This is a genomic window from Brevundimonas sp. P2_A6, from assembly GCF_056404975.1.
This window is the reverse complement of the sequence record NZ_JBFUCZ010000007.1, coordinates 55,138-70,639: the sequence shown is the minus strand read 5'-3', so window position 1 is coordinate 70,639 and position 15,502 is coordinate 55,138. Positions and strand designations below refer to the sequence as shown.

The window sequence follows — 15,502 nt, the reverse complement described above, 5'->3', positions numbered from 1 at the left end:
TTCGGATGTCCAGACGCCTGTTCCTCGCCCTTGGCCTGACCGCAGTCCTCGCCTCGCCGCTGGCCGTCGCCGCGCAGGACGCGCCCGCCACGCTCCTGCCGCGCGTGCAGATGGAGACCTCGGCCGGACGGATCGTCATCGAGGTGGAGGCCGAAAAGGCCCCGATCACCGCGGCCAACTTCCTTCGCTACGTCGATGAGCACCGCCTGGACGGGACGACCTTCTACCGCGCCATGACATCCGGACCCGCGACCGGCCTGGTCCAGGGGGGCGTTAACAACGACCCCGAGCGTGTCCTGCCACCCATCGCCCACGAACCGACGACCCAGACCGGCCTCAGCCACATCGACGGAGCAGTGTCCATGGCCCGCTATGCCCCGGGCACGGCGACGGGCGACTTCTTCATCTCGGTCGGCCCGACCCTGTCCTACGACGCCGGGCGGCCGTTTTCGGTCGATGCGGACGGGTTCGCCGTCTTCGGCCGGGTGGTCGAGGGCATGGACGTCGTCCGCGCCATCCTTGCCTCTCCCACCTCTCCGACCGAGGGCGAGGGCTTCCTGCGCGGCCAGATGCTGGAGCCGAGGATCGTCATCAGCCGGGCGTGGCGCGAAACGACGCCCTAGCGATCCTGCAAGCGCGCAGCCAGGCTGGACGTGTCCCAACGGTTGCCGCCCATGGCCTGCACCTCGGCATAGAACTGATCCACCAGGGCGGTCACGGAAAGTCGTGCGCCATTGTCGCGCGCCTCGTCCAGCACCAACCCCAGGTCCTTGCGCATCCAGTCGACGGCGAAACCGAACTCGAACTCACCCTTCGCCGCTGTCTTCCAGCGATTGTCCATCTGCCACGACTGGGCCGCGCCCTTTGAGATCGCGTCATAGGCCGCGTCCGTATCAAGACCTGCCACCTGGGCGAAATGCACGGCCTCGGCCAGACCCTGCACCACACCCGCGATGGCGATCTGGTTGACCATCTTGGTCAGCTGGCCCGCACCCGAAGGCCCCATGTGCTGGATCGCCTTGGAATAAGCCATCAACGCCGGCCGCGCCGTCTCCAGCGCGCCCGCGTCGCCGCCCGCCATGACGCTCAACTGGCCGTTCTCGGCCCCGGCCTGTCCGCCCGACACCGGAGCATCGACGAAGGCCAGGCCGTGATCCGCGCAGAGCGCCGCCATCTCTCGCGCGATCTTCGCCGATGTCGTGGTGTGATCGACCACCACGGCGCCCTTCGGCAGCACCGCGACCGCCTCGGTCACGACCTGACGCACGTCGTCGTCCTTCCCGACACACAGGATCAGCAGGTCGGCACCGTCCGCCGCTTCTGACACCGTCGCCGCGAACCGTCCGCCGTTGGTCTGAGCCCAGCCCCGCGCCTTTTCACACGACCGGTTGTATCCAGCGACATCGTGGCCCGCCGCCAAAAGATGGCGCGCCATCGGCCCGCCCATCACGCCCAGTCCGACGAAACCGATCTTCATGCGTCACCCGCCGTTCCGTAGCGCCCGCGAAAATAGGTCAGCGTCGGGCCGTCGCTGACCTCGAATGCCTCGACCTCTCCGACGATGGTCATGTGGTCCCCCATCTGCACCCGCTGGTAGGTCCGGCAGTCGAACCGTGCGACAGCGCCCGCTAGTCGCGGCGGGGCATTGCCGATCCTCTCGAACTCTCCGTCCGACAAAAGGCCGACGCCCTTGGCGAAGCGGTTCGACAGGGCCTGAGATCCGGCATCCAGCACGTGGATCGAAAACGCCTCAGCGGCCGAGAAGGGGGCCCACCGTTCCGACTTCTCGTCCAGGCACCACAGCACCAGTCGCGGCGTCAGCGAGACGGACGTGAAGGAGTTGATCGTTATCCCCAGCGGGCCCGCTTCGCTGTCGGCGGTGACGACGCATACGCCGGTCGCGAACGCGCCGAGCGCGCGGCGGTATTCGGCCGCGTCCGCCTGGCGGATCGCTTCTTCGGGAAGGGGTTCAAGGCTCACCCGCCGGACCTAGGCGAGCGGCGCACCGGAGGCAACCGGACCGCCTCCTGCGCAGCGAACATTTCGTCGCAGTCCGACAGCGTCTAGGTTGCCATCATGACTTCGTCCGAACTCCATGCCTTGGTCCTGACCTTTCCGGAAACCCAGACAGGCACGTCCTACGGGATGCCTTCATACAAGGCGGCCGGGAAATTCTTCACGCGCCTGCGCCCGGGGGACAACAGTCTGGTCGTCTATGTCGATGGGCTCGATCATCGAGACATGCTGATGGAGGCTGAACCCGCCACCTTCCATATCACCGACCACTATCGGGGATACCCAGTCGTCCTCGCTCGCTTGGCCACAGTCGATCCGACATGGCTGCGAAGGACGCTTGAGGCGCGCTGGCTCAAAATCGTGCCGAAGCGGGTATCCAGGGCTTACTCTGGGGCCTCTTGACCTTCCGCGACGTCACGATGTCACGTTCGTTTCGATAAAGGACGGACATTGGGGGCTCCATGTCGGACATCATCGCACGGGACGTCGTGGCGGTCGCTGAGGACGGCTATCGTCTGGCGGCACGCCTGATCGCGGGGCCCTCCCCGACCCACGCCGTTCTGGTCACTTCGGGCACCGGGTTCCCCAAGGGCTTTTACGAGCGTTTCGCGTGCCATCTGGCGGCGCGCGGCGCGGTCGTCCTGACCCATGACATGCGCGGGATCGGCGGCTCGCGCCCCGACGATCTCGCCGCGATGCAGATGACCTATGAGGACTGGGGTCGGCTGGACATGCCTGCGGCGCTGGAAGCGCTGATTGCGGCCGCACCGGGCCTGCCCGTGGTCCACGTCGGCCACAGCGTCGGCGGCCATTTCGCCGGCTTCATGGCCAACCACGCGAAAATCGCCCGCCATGCCTTCATCGCCGTTGGCTCCGGCTACTGGCGCAAGCACCCCATATCCTACAACCCGACCGAGCTGTTCTTCTGGTGGATTTATGGCCCGTGGAGCCTGGCGCGACACGGCTACATCAAGGGCGGAAGCCTGTGGCGCGGGGCCGACCTGCCGCGCGGGGTCTTCGTTCCCTGGCGGCGCTGGTGCCACGACCCGGCCTATTTCGGTGATCGCTTGCTCAATGAGCTGACGCCGAACCATTTCGCCGAGGTCACCGCCCCGATCCGGTCCTGGATCTTCGCCGACGATCCGATCGCCAACCCGGTGACAGGCGCAGACATGCTGAACGTCTATCCCAACGCAGCGGGCGAACTGATCGTCCGGTCACCCCCAGAACAGGGCGTGGCCCGTATCGGCCATGAGGGCGCGTTCAGACGGGGCATGGAACCGCTGTGGGACGAAATCCTCGACTGGCTGCAACAACCCTGACTGGCGATTGCCCTGTCCCGCCCCATATCGGGGCTCCGGAACGCCGTGCAGGAGCCCTTCATGCCGAACACCCAGACCTCCCTGACCGTCGATGGCCTGAGCATCCCGCAACTTGGGTTCGGCACCTGGCAGCTGGAGCCGGCCGACGCCCGTCGGATGGTCGCCGAGGCGCTGCGCATCGGCTATCGCCACATCGACACCGCCTGGATTTACAAGAACGAGGCGGCGGTCGGCGACGGCATCCGTGATTCGGGTGTGGCCCGCGAGGACATCTGGCTGACCACCAAGATCTGGACCGCCCATTTCACGCACGACGCCCTGCTGCGTCAGGCCGAGGAATCGGCGCGCAGCCTGGGCTTCACGCCCGATCTTCTGCTGCTGCACTGGCCCAAGAAGACCCCGACCTTCGCGGAGACGTTCGGTGCCCTGAACGAAGCCAAGGACCGCGGCCTGACCCGCGCGATCGGCGTGTCCAACTTCCCCTCCGGCCAGTTCCGCGAGGCCCAGCGCCTGTCCCAGGCCCGGCTGGTGACCAACCAGGTAGAATACCACCCCTACCTGTCGCTGGAGACCCTGCGCCACACAGCCGCCGAGCTTGGCTCATCCATCACGGCCTGGTCCCCCCTGGCCCAGGGCAAGATCGCCGGCGACCCGGTCATCGGCGAAATCGCCAGCGCTCACGGCAAGGCACCCGGTCAGGTCACCCTTCGCTGGCTGGTGCAGCAGGGCGTCATCGCCATCCCACGCACCGTTCGCCCCGAGCGCGCGGCAGAGAATTTCGACATCTGGGATTTCGAGCTCAGCGACGAACAGATGGCCCGGATTCATGCCCTGAACCGTCGCGACGGCCGCCTCGGCGACTGGCTCGACAAGGACTTCGCGTGGGACAAGGATTGAGCCCGCGACCGCTGCCGGCTCGAACGCTCTGACGGAACACCAGGATGACTGAACGGATGAATGGTGCCGCGCGCGGTTGGCGCATCCTGTTCGCCGTCGTCGGCTGGGCCGGTCTGCTGGCCCAGTACGGCCTCATCCTTCACGGCGGGACCCGCTCTGCGCTCGGCTCCACCGTCGTTTTCCTCAGCTATTTCACCATTCTGACCAACATCCTGGTCGCCCTTGCCCTGACGGCTCCGGCCCTTGCGCCCGACAGTCGCCTCGGCCGCTGGACGGCCAGCGAGGGCGTACGCGCGGCGCTCGCGATGTACATCGCCGTCGTCGGCCTGATCTATCACGCGCTCCTGGCATCCACCTGGAACCCGCATGGTCTTCTGTTCTACGTCAACCAGATCCTGCACACCGTCATGCCGATCGCCTTCGTGCTGGACTGGCTGCTGTTCGTGCCCAAGGGGCGGCTGCGCTGGATCGATCCGGTCAAGTGGCTGGCCTATCCGCTGCTCTACGGCGTCTGGACCGCGGCGCATGGTCAGCTGATCGGCTGGTATCCCTACTGGTTCATCGACATCGGCGCGCTCGGCTGGGCCGCCGCCCTGGTCAATTTCGGCCTGCTGCTGGTCTTCTTCCTGGTGTTGGGTCTGATCGTTGCGGCGCTTGATCGCGGGCTGGCGTCGATGGCCAAGGGTGACAGTTCGCTCACGCCGTCCTAATCCGCGCCATGGCCTATAAATCCCTGCGCGACTTCATGGCCCAGCTGGAGGCCGACGGAGAACTGGTTCGGGTCACCGAGCCCGTCTCCACCGTGCTGGAGATGACCGAGATCCAGACCCGGCTGCTGCGGAACGGCGGGCCGGCCGTCCTGTTCGAGAAGCCCGTCATGCCCGACGGCTCGATCAGCCCGATCCCCGCGCTGGCCAACCTGTTCGGCACCGTCAAGCGCGTGGCCATGGGCGTGACGCTGGACAAGAAGGCCCGCACGACGGCCGCCGAACTCAGGGAGGTGGGCGAACTGCTCGCCTTCCTCAAGAACCCGACCCCGCCGCGCGGCCTGTCGGACGCCATGGACATGCTGCCCCTGGCGCAATCGGTCCTGGCCATGCGCCCCAAGGTGGTGAAGTCCGCCCCGGTGCAGGAGGTCGTCCTCAGGGGCGATCAGATCGATCTGGGCAAGCTGCCCATCCAGACCTGTTGGCCCGGCGAGCCGGCGCCCCTGATCACCTGGGGCCTCGTCGTCACCAAGGGGCCTAGCGACGACCGCGAGGACGACTTTAACCTCGGCATCTACCGCATGCAGGTGCTGGGCAAGGACCGCGCGATCATGCGCTGGCTGGCCCACCGCGGGGGTGCCCAGCACTATGCGCGGCACAAGAAAAAGAGGACCGGCCCCCTGCCCTGCGCAGTTGTGCTCGGGGCCGATCCCGGCACTATCCTGGCTGCGGTGACGCCCGTGCCGGACACCCTCAGCGAATATCAGTTCGCCGGCTTGATGGGCGGGGCCAAGGCCGAGCTGGTCGCCTGCAAGACCGTGCCCCTGATGGTCCCGGCCCAGGCCGAGATCGTGCTGGAGGGTCACGTCCTGCTCGACGAACACGCGCCCGAGGGCCCCTACGGCGACCACACCGGCTACTACAACTCGGTCGAGACCTTCCCGGTGTTTCAGGTGACGGCCATTACGATGCGCCGCGACCCCATCTATCTGACCACCTTCACAGGCCGGCCGCCGGACGAGCCCAGCGTGCTGGGCGAGGCGCTGAACGAGGTCTTCATTCCGCTGCTGCGTGCCCAGTTCCCGGAGATCACCGACTTCTGGCTGCCGCCCGAGGGATGCAGCTACCGCATCGCCGTGGTGTCGATGAAGAAGGCCTATCCCGGCCACGCCAAGCGGGTGATGCTGGGCGTCTGGAGCTATCTGCGCCAGTTCATGTACACGAAGTGGGTCATCGTCGTGGACGACGACATCGACGCGCGGGACTGGAAGCAGGTCATGTGGGCCATGGCCACCAAGATGGACCCGGCCCGCGACATCACCCTGATCGAGAACACCCCGATCGACTACCTGGACTTCGCCAGTCCCGAGAGCGGTCTGGGCTCCAAGATCGGCCTGGACGCCACCGACAAATGGCCGCCCGAGACCAAGCGCGAATGGGGCGAGGAAATCCGCATGGACGCCGAAGTCGTGAACCGCGTCTCGGACATGTGGGACCGCCTCGGATTGCCGGGTGACGGAACGCCGATCTGGAAATAGGGTAGTCCTGTAAATCGCGCTGGGGGGCCGATGTGAGCGCGTTCGAGTTCTTCTTCAGCTTCTTCGGTCTCATCCTGGGCCTGTCGGTCGCCGAGGTCATGACCGGCGTCGCCCGCGTGCTCAAGCGACGCGAGCGGATCAAGGTCGGCTACGTCACGCCGCTTCTGGCCATTCTGCTGCTGGTCGATCTGGCCAGCTTCTGGTCCAACACCTGGGGGATGATGCAGGATATCCAGATCAGCCTGGGTCTTCTGGTCGTGGGCGTGATGGTGGCCGGGGTCTATTTCTTGGCGGCGTCCCTGCTGTTCCCCGAGGACATGGACGAATGGTCCTCGCTCGATTCCTTCTATGACAGCCACAAGCGATGGGTCGTCGGCGGTGTCTGGTCGGCCAACATGCTGTCGGGCTTCGCCTTCACGGCGTTCGTCGTCCCGCCGGACCAATTCTGGGCGGACATGACCAGCGTTCAGAGCATTGTCACGGTGGCCTGGTTCAGCGCCGTCATGGGTGGTGTCGCCGTCTTCCGCGATCACCGGATCAACGCTGGCCTGCTGTTGCTGGGCCTTCTGGCTTACGCCTTGTGACGATGTCAGCCATGCAATCAAACGAGGCTGGCACATGAGCGCGTTCGAATTTTACTTCAGCTTCTACGGTCTAATCCTGGGCCTATCGGTTGCGGAGCTCATCACTGGCCTGATCCGGGTCTTCAAGCAGCGTCAGCGCGTTCGCGTCGGCTGGCTGACGCCGATGCTCGGCCTATTCGTTCTTCTCGACGTGGCCAGTTTCTGGTCCGGGGCCTGGGGGACCATGCAGAACCTGCAGGTCAGCTATGGCCTCCTGGTTGTGGGTCTGATCATCGCAGGTCTTTACTTCGCGGCGGCCTCGACAATCACGCCGGACGACATCGGACAATGGCCCGACTTCGACGAGTATTTTGACAAGCACAAGGCTTTCGTCGCCGCGTGTATTCTCATAACCAATGTCCTGGCTAACGTAGGCGTCCCTCTGATGCTGGGTGCCTCGGACGTCGTCGGAAAACCGCAGGAGCCGACCGCATGGGTTCTCGTCGGTCTGTATAACGCGCTGCTATTAGGCCTGATCCTGATTAGAAATCGGTGGGCCAGCGGTGCTCTGCTGGCGCTGCTGATCGCCATCTACGGCATGGCGGCTGTGTGGGTGACCTAGCCGTGGGTTGCCGAACGGGGCGAGATGGCGGACGAAGGTGCATGCGAAACATCCTGTTTGCCGCGGCCTTCGTCGCCCTTGTCAGTAGCGTGAGCCCCGCCATGTCCCAGTCCGTCTCCAACACCGCCCCATGGGACCAACCCTTCCTGCCGCCCGCGCTGGAATGGAACGGAGCCAGCCGGGCATTGCTGGCGGACGCCTCCACGCCCTGGATCACCGACTTCGAGCGCGACCCCGCACACGACTTCAGCCCCGACTATGCCGCCACCCGCGCCTGGTTCGACCGTCTCGACGCGGCCTCCGACCTGATCCGCATCGTCCAGTTCGGCACCTCGCCCGAAGGCCGCCCGATCTATGCCGTCATCGCCAGCCGCGACGGCGCGACGCTGGACCCGGCCAAGCCCGTCCTGCTGGCCCAGGCCGGCATCCACCCGGGCGAAATCGACGGCAAGGACGCGGGCATGATGCTGCTGCGCGACATCGCCTTCGGATCGAAGGGCGACCTGATCGACCACGCCAATCTGGTCCTGATTCCCATCCTGTCGGTGGATGGGCATGAGCGGTCCAGCGCCTATTCACGCCCGAACCAGCGTGGCCCCCGCATCCAGGGCTGGCGAAACACCGGCACGAATCAGAACCTGAACCGAGATTTCCTGAAGCTGGACCAGCCCGAGATGCAGGCCCTGCGGACCTTCATCAACGCGCTGAATCCAGACCTCTATCTCGACATCCACGTCACCGACGGGATGGATTACCAGTACGACGTCACCTACGGGTTCAACGGCGAGTTCGACGCCTTTGCCCGGTCGCCGTCCAGCGCCCGGTGGCTCGACACAGTGTTCAAGCCGGCCATGAATGCGGCGCTGGAGGATCAGGGCCATATTCCGGGTCCCCTCGTCTTCGGCATCGACGACCAGAACCCCAAGGCCGGTCTGAACGACGGCGGCCTGGGCGAGCGGTTCTCGAACGGCTGGGGCGACGCCGCCCACGTCCCGACCATCCTGATCGAGAATCACAGCCTGAAGCCCTACGAGCAGCGCGTGCTGGGGACCTATGTCTTCATCGAGGAATCCCTGCGCCTGCTCGCCGATCAGGTCGCGCCTTTGCGGTCCGCGGTCGCCGCCGACCGTGCCCTTCGCCCGACGGAGGTGCTGGCTAATTTCGAACCGGATCCGGTCGCGCACCAGACCCGCGCCTTCAAGGGCGTGCTGTACGACGCCTATGACAGCCCCGCCTCTGGCCGTCAGGAAGTCCGATGGCTGGGCCGCCCGGACCCGGAGCCGTGGCAGCTGCCCTACTATGGCTCGCGCGCGGGCATTCGCCTGCACCGCCCGCCCGCCTATTGGGTCCCCGCCTACCGCGTCGATCTGATCGAGCGGCTTCGCATCCACGGGCTGACGATGGAGACGCTGGATGCGCCACGCACCGTCCAGGTCGAGATGCTCCGCCTGAACGATCCCATTCTCGCGTCCCGTCCCAACGAAGGCCACGTCCAGGCGACGGTGACCGACGTCACGCCGCTGACGCGCCAGTGGACCTTCGCGCCAGGGTCTGTCCGCGTCCCCACCGATCAGCCGCTGGGCGACATCGCCGTGCTGCTGCTGGAGCCGCAATCGTCGGAGAGCTTCTTCGCATGGGGCCTGTTCCCGGAGATTCTCAGCCGCGTCGAATACATTGAGGGTTACGCCATCGCCCCGCTGGCCGAGGCCATGATGGCGGCCGATCCCGACTTGAAGGCGGAATTCGAGGCCAAGCTCGCCGCCGACCCTGCCTTCGCCGCCAATGCCGAGGCGCGTCTGGGGTGGTTCTATGAACGAACCCCGTTCTATGATGATCGCTACCGCCTCTATCCGGTGGCGCGCGAGACCTGATCAATGCACCTGCTGACCGACACGACTGCGGCCCAGGCCACCGCCTTGTGGGGCGGCTTGATGGTGCTGCTGATGGTGTTCCTGGCCACGCGCGTGATCATGACCCGTCGCGCCAATCGCGTGCTGCTGGGCGATGGCGGGAATGCCGAGTTGGCCCTGGCCGGACGGGTTTTCGGGAATGCATCCGAGTATATCCCCGTCGGCATCGCGGCCATGGCGGCCCTGACGCTACTCGGTATCCCCGGTCTGGCGATCCACGTGGTCGGCGGCATGCTGTTTTTCGGTCGCCTGATCCACGCTTTCAGCCTCAGCAACAGGAAGCCGACGATCGGGCGCATCGTCGGCATGACGCTGACGCTGCTGGCGCTCATGGGGGCGGGCGCCATGCTGGTCGTCCACGCCTTCGTCGGCAGTCCTCACGGCTAGAACCGTTGCGGCTGGGGCGCGGCTCCGCCATATCGGGCCATGCCTGACAGCCTGACGTCCCCCGACCTCCTCCACGATCTCGTGGCCGCCGCCCTGCGGGCCGGTGCCGACGCCGCCGAGGCCGTCACCGCCGAGCGCGCCTCTCTCTCGGTCGGCGTCCGCAACGGCGCTTTGGAGGACGTCGAGCGCGAGGAAAGTCGCGACCTGGGCCTGCGGGTCTTCGTCGGCCGTCGCCAGGCCTCGGTGTCCGCTTCCGACCTGTCGCCCGCCACTCAGGCGCGGCTGATCGAGCGCGCGGTCGCCATGGCCCGCCTGGCGCCCGAGGACCCGTATGCGGGCCTGGTATCCGCAGACCGGCTGGCGCGAGGCCCGTTTCCCGATCTCCAGCTTCACGATCCGTCCCACCGCTCCGCCGCCGAATTGGAGCAGGTCGCGGCCGAGACCGAGGCTGCGGCCCTCTCGGTGCCCGGCGTTGCGCGGTCGGAGGGCGGCCATGCCTCGACCGCCTCCAGCCGTTGGCGACTGGTCACCTCCGAAGGCTTCGACGGAGCCTATGGCGCGACGGGTTTCTCGCTGGGTGCCGGGGTCATCGCCGAGAAGGACGGGGCCATGGAGCGCGGCGGAGAGAGCCGTTCCACCCGCTGGCTGTCGGACCTGCCGGACGCCGTCGGCATCGGTGCCGAGGCGGGACGCAAGGCGGTCGAACGCCTGTCGCCCCGCAAGATCGCCTCGACGACCGCCCCGGTGATCTTCGACCGCCGCGTCGCCGGTCAGGTCCTGTCGCCGCTTCTGGGGGCCATCTCCGGCCCGTCCATCGCACGCGGCACATCGTTCCTGAAAGACCGCTTGGGCCAGGCCGTCCTGCCGCGCGGCGTCAGCCTGGTCGAGGACCCGTTGCGCCTGCGTGGCCTGGGCTCGGCCCCCTTCGACGACGAGGGCTCGCCGGTCCGGGCCCGTAATCTGGTCGATGACGCAGTCCTGACGACCTGGCTGCTCAATGCCTCGTCCGCCGCGCAGCTGGGGCTTGAAAGCACTGGCCATGCCTCGCGCGGTCTGGCGGGTCCGCCTGGGGTCTCGACCCACAACGTTCACCTGACGCCAGGCGATCTCGACCGCGACGGCCTGATGGCGAAGGCGGGCACCGGCCTGATCATCACCTCCATGTTCGGCCCGTCGCTGAACGCCAACACCGGCGACTGGTCCGCCGGTGTGTCCGGTCTGTGGTTCGAGAACGGAGAGATCGCCTGGCCGGTCAGCGAGATCACGGTCGCCGGCAATCTGACCGACCTCTGGTCCCGCATGGTCCCCGGCTCGGACCTGGAGTTCCGATCCAGCTTCAACAGCCCGTCGCTGCTGATCGACGCCGTCGCCATCGCGGGCAAATGACCGATCTCGGCACCGAACTGCACCTGATCCGCGCCGCCGCCCTGCGCGCCGGTGCTTTAGCCGAGGCGGAGCGAGACCGTGGGCTGCGGATCGATCACAAGGTCGGAGGCTCCCCGGTGACCAGCGCGGACCTGGCCGTCGACGCCATGCTGAAGGCCGATCTGCTGGCCGCCCGCCCCGACTACGGCTGGCTGTCGGAAGAGACGCCCGACACGGCGGAACGCCTGACGAAATCCCGCATCTTCGTCGTCGATCCGATCGACGGCACCGTCGCCTTCATGAAGAAGCAGCCGTGGTGGTGCGTGCCCATCGCCATCGTCGAAGACGGCGTGCCCATCGCCGCCGTCATTCACGTGCCGTCTTTGAATGAGACCTTCGAGGCGACCCTGGGCGGCGGAGCGAAACTGAACGGCCGCGCCATCATGGCCTCCGACGTCGATACGCTCGACGACGCGGCGGTCTTGGCTGATGCCCGACTGATGGAGGGTCCCCACTGGCCCGAGCCGTGGCCGCCGATGCGGTACGAGAAGCGAAACGCCCTGGCCTACCGCATGGCCCTGGTCGCATCGGGTGCATTCGATGCCGCCATCGCCCTGACGCCCAAATGGGACTGGGACGTCTGCGCGGGGGCCCTGATCGCCACAGAGGCCGGCGCGAAGGTCAGCGATCACCACGGCCGATCCTGGCGCTTCAACCGGCCCGACCCGCGCCAGGCCAGCCTGGTCTGCACCGCGCCGGCGCTCCACCCGTTGATCCTGCGCCGCACAGCGCCTATCCCGCTGGCCACCTGACACCTCCGCTCCCCCGGAAAGCCCCTTCATGACCGACGCCCCCAACGCCGCCGACCCTCAGCTGCTTCACCTCGTCATCGGCGGCGAACTCCGCCACCTGGACGCGCCGGTGTTTCGCGACCTGTCGAAGGTCGAGTTCGTCGGCGCCTTCCCGAACTACGCCGAGGCCAAGGCGGCCTGGAAGGCCCGCGCCCAGGCCACGGTCGACAACGCCCACATGCGCTTCTTCATCCTGCATGCCCACCGGATGATCGATCCGCGTGGCGAGGCCACGGGCGGCTGAACCCTCGCCACAATCGGCGGTTAGGCTGTTCGATCAAAGGAGCGACACGATGATCCCGACCCTTATCGTCCTGGGCCTTCTGGCCGTCGGCGTGGCCATCGTCGCCTTCGCCACCCGACGCGGCTCGGGTGCCAAGCCCGTCCCGGTCGATTCCGAAACGGGCTGGAACGATCCGGTCACGCCCGCGAACGCCGTGAAGGCCGACGACCCCTTCGCCCATGCGCCCGCACCGACGACTTCGGTAAGCGAGCCGGCCCGGACGCCGGAAACGCACCCGTGACCCTGTTCGGGACGACCCTGGGGGCCGAGCAAATCGCCAGCCTCGTCGCCTTGCTGGCGATGCTGGTCCTGTGGAGCGCAGCGCTGATCCGCCAGCGCGGCTACGCCCGCTGGTTCAAGGCCTGGGAAGCGGACCGCAAGGCCCGCCACGATGCCGAAAACGGTGTCCAGTCGCCGCCCTCCGACCGGCCGCGCGCTGGCCCCTGGGGCTGACGCCTACTCCCGTTTCAGCAGACGTTCGGTCAGCAGCGTCCCCCACCACGACGCCCGGAAGCGGTCGCGCATCGCCTTGGGGTCATAGGCGTCCGACTCGACCCACTCCATGAAGCCGACACCCGTCGGTTCGACCTCGTCGATGTAGGTCTCGACGAAATAGTCCAGCACGCCCGTCAGGCCCTCCCGGCTGTGCAGATATCGTTTTGACAGCTCTTGGCGCGCGACCGAGATCGGTTCGCCCAGATGGAAATGCCGATAGAAGACTGCCATCAGCCCGGCCCGGTCCGCCCCCGACTTGCAGTGGATCAGGGCCGGATAGTCGATCGAGGCGAACAGATCCCGCGCCCTCCGCACCCGCTCCTTGGACGGTGGATCGCGCGAATCGAGCGGGGCGTCGATCAACGTCAGCCCCAGCCGCTCGCATGTCGCCTTCTCCAGCCAGTAATAGCCCTCGTCCCGCTCGCCCCGCAGATTGATGACCGTACGGATGCCCCGCCGTGCCCAGCCCTCCAGCTGTCGCGGCGACGGCTGGTTGGTGCGCACCAGGTCAGGCCCGATCCAGTGGGCGTTGGAAAACGCCAGCCGCAGAAAGGCGTGGTCGTTCCAGAAGAAGTCCCGTCGCGCGGCCGCCAGCCCTTTCGGGGTCGAGACATCAAATCGCGCCATGGCGGTGAAATAGGCGATGGATGTCGCCCCGTCATCCCGTCCCGACGACCGAACGCTTGACTTGCGCCCCCTCCCGTCCGACCTCCGCCCGATGAGTTCGCCCGTGAACGATGAGAAGGCACCGCTGCGTCCCCTGCTGGCGCGGATCTGGCGCGACTACCTCTCGCATCACAAGGTGCCGCTGTTTGCCTCGATCCTGTGCGCCGTGGCGGCCGGCGGTTTGAACGCCCTGACGCTGAAGCTGCTTGAACCGGCCATCAACGGCCTGTTCGTCGATCCGAACGCGCCGATCCGCATCTGGGGCTTGATTCCGGTGCCGCCGGGTCAGTCTCTGATCTGGATTCCCGCCACGATCGTCGTCGTCGCCTTCCTCTGGACCCTGGCCTCTCTCGGCCAGGCCGCCCTGGTCAACAGGCTGGGACACGGCATCGTCGGCGACATCCAGGTCCGCCTGTTCGGAGCCATGATCCGCGCCGACCTGGCCCGCCTGCGCAGCCAGCATACGGGCAGTTTCGTCTCGTCGGTCCTGTTCGACGCCAATCTGGTGCGCGAGGCCTTCACCTCGGGCGTGGTCAACTACACCCAGAACGCGGTGACGCTTTTGGCCGTCATCGTCGGAATGGCCTTCATCGACTGGGAACTGACCGCGGTCGTGCTTCTGGGCGTGCCCTTGATCAGCTTCGTGCTGCGGCGGTTCTCCAAGCGGACACGCAAGGCCACGGTCGGCGCGATGAAGGAGACGGAAAGCCTCTCTACCGCCCTGATGGAGAACCTCGACGGCGTCCGCCTCATCAAGCTTGAAAACCGCGAGGCCGTCGAACAGGCCCGTGTCGGCGATGTCGTCGCCCGCCGCCAGAAGCACGTGATCAAGAGCGCCGACAGCCGCGCCTTCGCCGGGCCGTTCAGCAATCTGGTGGCCATGATCATCGTCGCCACCGTCATGGTTTATGCCGGCTGGAAGTCGCAGGGCGGCCACATGAGCGTCGGGGCCTTCGCCGCCTTCATCGGCCTGCTCATGCTGGCCGGGCAGTCCTTGCGCCAGGTGGTCAATTTGCAGACCGTCATGATCGAAGGCCTGACCGCCGCGCGGCGCCTGTTCGCCTCGCTGGATATCGAGCCGGAGATCCGTCAGGCGGCCGCACCCGTCGCCCTGCCCGAAGGCCCGGCGACCATCGTCTTCGACCATGTGTCTTTCGCCTATGGCCCAACCGCGCCGACGATTTCAGCCGTGTCGCTGACGGTCGCGCCCGGAGAGACTGTCGCCCTGGTCGGCCCGTCCGGCGGCGGCAAGTCCACCCTGCTCAGCCTGCTCCCCCGCTTCTACGACGTGACCGAGGGTGTCATCACCGTCAACGGCGTGGACCTCCGCGATCTCAGCCTGACAGACCTGCGCGCCCGCATCGCCCTGGTGACGCAGGAGCCGTTCCTGTTCGACGACACGATCGCCGCCAACATCGCCTATGCGCGGCCCGGCGCGACGCCGGAGCAGATCGCCGAGGCCGCCCGGTCCGCCGCCGCCCACGACTTCATCACCGCCCTGCCCGAGGGCTATCAGACCCGCGCCGGAGAGGCCGGCATGCGGCTGTCGGGGGGACAGCGCCAGCGCATCGCCATCGCCCGCGCCTTCCTGAAGGACGCTCCCATCCTGCTGCTGGACGAGGCCACATCGGCCCTGGACACCGAAAGCGAGGCCCTGGTCCAGGCGGCGCTTGAACGGTTGATGGCCGGTCGTTCGACGTTGATGATCGCGCACCGCCTGTCCACCGTGCAGCGGGCGGATCGCATCCTGGTGCTGGAGGCCGGCCACATCGTCGAAAGCGGCACCCACGCCGCCCTGGTCAGGAAGGGTGGCCTCTACAGCCGCCTGGCCCGCCAGCAGTCGCTGGACGGCACCCCTGCCGTCGCCACGGTCGCGTGAC

At 67.0% G+C, this 15,502-nt stretch carries 19 protein-coding genes; 16 read left to right on the top strand and 3 right to left on the bottom strand.

Annotation, left to right across the window (positions count from 1 at the left end; genetic code table 11):
- Positions 1–5: 5 nt before the first annotated feature.
- Positions 6–623 carry a peptidylprolyl isomerase gene (locus tag AC1DW4_RS14385; RefSeq protein ID WP_477017945.1) on the top strand — a complete coding sequence of 206 codons (618 nt, stop codon included), beginning with the start codon at positions 6–8 and terminating at the stop codon, positions 621–623.
- Here AC1DW4_RS14385 and AC1DW4_RS14380 read toward each other — a convergent pair.
- Positions 620–1,477, bottom strand: a complete 858-nt coding sequence (locus tag AC1DW4_RS14380) for an NAD(P)-dependent oxidoreductase (RefSeq protein ID WP_477017944.1) — start codon at positions 1,475–1,477, stop codon at positions 620–622. The two genes, AC1DW4_RS14385 and AC1DW4_RS14380, sit on opposite strands and share 4 nt — an antisense overlap.
- The gene (locus AC1DW4_RS14375; protein WP_477017943.1) at positions 1,474–1,980 is read right to left on the bottom strand and encodes a flavin reductase family protein; all 507 of its coding nucleotides are present in this window, start codon (positions 1,978–1,980) and stop codon (positions 1,474–1,476) included. Before AC1DW4_RS14375 ends, AC1DW4_RS14380 begins: the two co-directional genes overlap by 4 nt.
- Before the next feature lie 96 nt (positions 1,981–2,076).
- On the opposite strand from AC1DW4_RS14375, the gene AC1DW4_RS14370 reads away from it, so the two are divergent.
- The 14 genes from AC1DW4_RS14370 (at position 2,077) to AC1DW4_RS14305 (ending at position 12,914) form a co-directional block, all read left to right on the top strand.
- Complete coding sequence (locus tag AC1DW4_RS14370; protein WP_477017942.1) at positions 2,077–2,418, top strand: MmcQ/YjbR family DNA-binding protein; 342 nt, start codon at positions 2,077–2,079, stop codon at positions 2,416–2,418.
- A gap of 59 nt (positions 2,419–2,477) precedes the next feature.
- On the top strand, positions 2,478–3,338 hold the full coding sequence (locus AC1DW4_RS14365) for an alpha/beta hydrolase family protein (protein ID WP_477017941.1): 861 nt from the start codon (positions 2,478–2,480) through the stop codon (positions 3,336–3,338).
- A gap of 60 nt (positions 3,339–3,398) precedes the next feature.
- Entirely contained in the window at positions 3,399–4,235 is an 837-nt protein-coding gene (locus tag AC1DW4_RS14360) for an aldo/keto reductase (protein ID WP_477017940.1), read from the top strand.
- 44 nt (positions 4,236–4,279) lie between these two features.
- On the top strand, positions 4,280–4,945 hold the full coding sequence (locus AC1DW4_RS14355; protein WP_477017939.1) for a Pr6Pr family membrane protein: 666 nt from the start codon (positions 4,280–4,282) through the stop codon (positions 4,943–4,945).
- A gap of 8 nt (positions 4,946–4,953) precedes the next feature.
- Entirely contained in the window at positions 4,954–6,480 is a 1,527-nt protein-coding gene (locus tag AC1DW4_RS14350) for a UbiD family decarboxylase (RefSeq protein WP_477017938.1), read from the top strand.
- A 32-nt stretch (positions 6,481–6,512) separates the two neighbouring features.
- Positions 6,513–7,064, top strand: a complete 552-nt coding sequence (locus AC1DW4_RS14345) for a hypothetical protein (RefSeq protein WP_477017937.1) — start codon at positions 6,513–6,515, stop codon at positions 7,062–7,064.
- Between the two features lie 34 nt (positions 7,065–7,098).
- Positions 7,099–7,665, top strand: coding sequence for a hypothetical protein (locus AC1DW4_RS14340; RefSeq protein WP_477017936.1), 567 nt, complete (start codon positions 7,099–7,101; stop codon positions 7,663–7,665).
- Between the two features lie 101 nt (positions 7,666–7,766).
- A complete protein-coding gene (locus AC1DW4_RS14335) occupies positions 7,767–9,536 on the top strand; it encodes a M14 family metallopeptidase (protein WP_477017935.1) in 1,770 nt (589 codons plus the stop codon).
- A gap of 3 nt (positions 9,537–9,539) precedes the next feature.
- The gene (locus tag AC1DW4_RS14330; RefSeq protein WP_477017934.1) at positions 9,540–9,962 is read left to right on the top strand and encodes an MAPEG family protein; all 423 of its coding nucleotides are present in this window, start codon (positions 9,540–9,542) and stop codon (positions 9,960–9,962) included.
- Positions 9,963–10,001: 39 nt separating this feature from the next.
- Entirely contained in the window at positions 10,002–11,348 is a 1,347-nt protein-coding gene (locus AC1DW4_RS14325) for a TldD/PmbA family protein (protein WP_477017933.1), read from the top strand.
- Complete coding sequence (locus AC1DW4_RS14320) at positions 11,345–12,139, top strand: 3'(2'),5'-bisphosphate nucleotidase CysQ (protein WP_477017932.1); 795 nt, start codon at positions 11,345–11,347, stop codon at positions 12,137–12,139. Before AC1DW4_RS14325 ends, AC1DW4_RS14320 begins: the two co-directional genes overlap by 4 nt.
- Positions 12,140–12,167: 28 nt before the next feature.
- Positions 12,168–12,422, top strand: a complete 255-nt coding sequence (locus AC1DW4_RS14315; protein WP_477017931.1) for a DUF4170 domain-containing protein — start codon at positions 12,168–12,170, stop codon at positions 12,420–12,422.
- Between the two features lie 49 nt (positions 12,423–12,471).
- Positions 12,472–12,702, top strand: a complete 231-nt coding sequence (locus AC1DW4_RS14310) for a hypothetical protein (RefSeq protein ID WP_477017930.1) — start codon at positions 12,472–12,474, stop codon at positions 12,700–12,702.
- A complete protein-coding gene (locus tag AC1DW4_RS14305; protein WP_477017929.1) occupies positions 12,699–12,914 on the top strand; it encodes a hypothetical protein in 216 nt (71 codons plus the stop codon). Before AC1DW4_RS14310 ends, AC1DW4_RS14305 begins: the two co-directional genes overlap by 4 nt.
- 3 nt (positions 12,915–12,917) lie before the next feature.
- Here the strand turns inward: AC1DW4_RS14305 and AC1DW4_RS14300 are convergent, their stop codons facing one another.
- On the bottom strand, positions 12,918–13,583 hold the full coding sequence (locus tag AC1DW4_RS14300; RefSeq protein ID WP_477017928.1) for a protein tyrosine phosphatase family protein: 666 nt from the start codon (positions 13,581–13,583) through the stop codon (positions 12,918–12,920).
- Positions 13,584–13,674: 91 nt separating this feature from the next.
- Between AC1DW4_RS14300 and AC1DW4_RS14295 the strand changes: the two genes are divergently transcribed.
- The gene (locus AC1DW4_RS14295) at positions 13,675–15,501 is read left to right on the top strand and encodes an ABC transporter ATP-binding protein (RefSeq protein ID WP_477017927.1); all 1,827 of its coding nucleotides are present in this window, start codon (positions 13,675–13,677) and stop codon (positions 15,499–15,501) included.
- Position 15,502 lies beyond the last annotated feature (1 nt).

Excerpts from the sequence above, each read along its gene's own strand:
- AC1DW4_RS14380 (WP_477017944.1), bottom strand. The coding sequence starts at position 1,477 with ATGAAGATCGGTTTCGTCGGACTGGGCGTGATGGGCGGGCCGATGGCG.
- AC1DW4_RS14355 (WP_477017939.1), top strand. The coding sequence starts at position 4,280 with ATGACTGAACGGATGAATGGTGCCGCGCGCGGTTGGCGCATCCTGTTC.
- AC1DW4_RS14325 (WP_477017933.1), top strand. The coding sequence starts at position 10,002 with ATGCCTGACAGCCTGACGTCCCCCGACCTCCTCCACGATCTCGTGGCC.
- AC1DW4_RS14385 (WP_477017945.1), top strand. The coding sequence starts at position 6 with ATGTCCAGACGCCTGTTCCTCGCCCTTGGCCTGACCGCAGTCCTCGCC.
- AC1DW4_RS14365 (WP_477017941.1), top strand. The coding sequence starts at position 2,478 with ATGTCGGACATCATCGCACGGGACGTCGTGGCGGTCGCTGAGGACGGC.
- AC1DW4_RS14330 (WP_477017934.1), top strand. The coding sequence starts at position 9,540 with ATGCACCTGCTGACCGACACGACTGCGGCCCAGGCCACCGCCTTGTGG.
- AC1DW4_RS14300 (WP_477017928.1), bottom strand. The coding sequence starts at position 13,583 with ATGGCGCGATTTGATGTCTCGACCCCGAAAGGGCTGGCGGCCGCGCGA.
- AC1DW4_RS14335 (WP_477017935.1), top strand. The coding sequence starts at position 7,767 with ATGTCCCAGTCCGTCTCCAACACCGCCCCATGGGACCAACCCTTCCTG.
- AC1DW4_RS14360 (WP_477017940.1), top strand. The coding sequence starts at position 3,399 with ATGCCGAACACCCAGACCTCCCTGACCGTCGATGGCCTGAGCATCCCG.
- AC1DW4_RS14370 (WP_477017942.1), top strand. The coding sequence starts at position 2,077 with ATGACTTCGTCCGAACTCCATGCCTTGGTCCTGACCTTTCCGGAAACC.
- AC1DW4_RS14295 (WP_477017927.1), top strand. The coding sequence starts at position 13,675 with ATGAGTTCGCCCGTGAACGATGAGAAGGCACCGCTGCGTCCCCTGCTG.
- AC1DW4_RS14340 (WP_477017936.1), top strand. The coding sequence starts at position 7,099 with ATGAGCGCGTTCGAATTTTACTTCAGCTTCTACGGTCTAATCCTGGGC.
- AC1DW4_RS14320 (WP_477017932.1), top strand. The coding sequence starts at position 11,345 with ATGACCGATCTCGGCACCGAACTGCACCTGATCCGCGCCGCCGCCCTG.
- AC1DW4_RS14315 (WP_477017931.1), top strand. The coding sequence starts at position 12,168 with ATGACCGACGCCCCCAACGCCGCCGACCCTCAGCTGCTTCACCTCGTC.
- AC1DW4_RS14350 (WP_477017938.1), top strand. The coding sequence starts at position 4,954 with ATGGCCTATAAATCCCTGCGCGACTTCATGGCCCAGCTGGAGGCCGAC.
- AC1DW4_RS14310 (WP_477017930.1), top strand. The coding sequence starts at position 12,472 with ATGATCCCGACCCTTATCGTCCTGGGCCTTCTGGCCGTCGGCGTGGCC.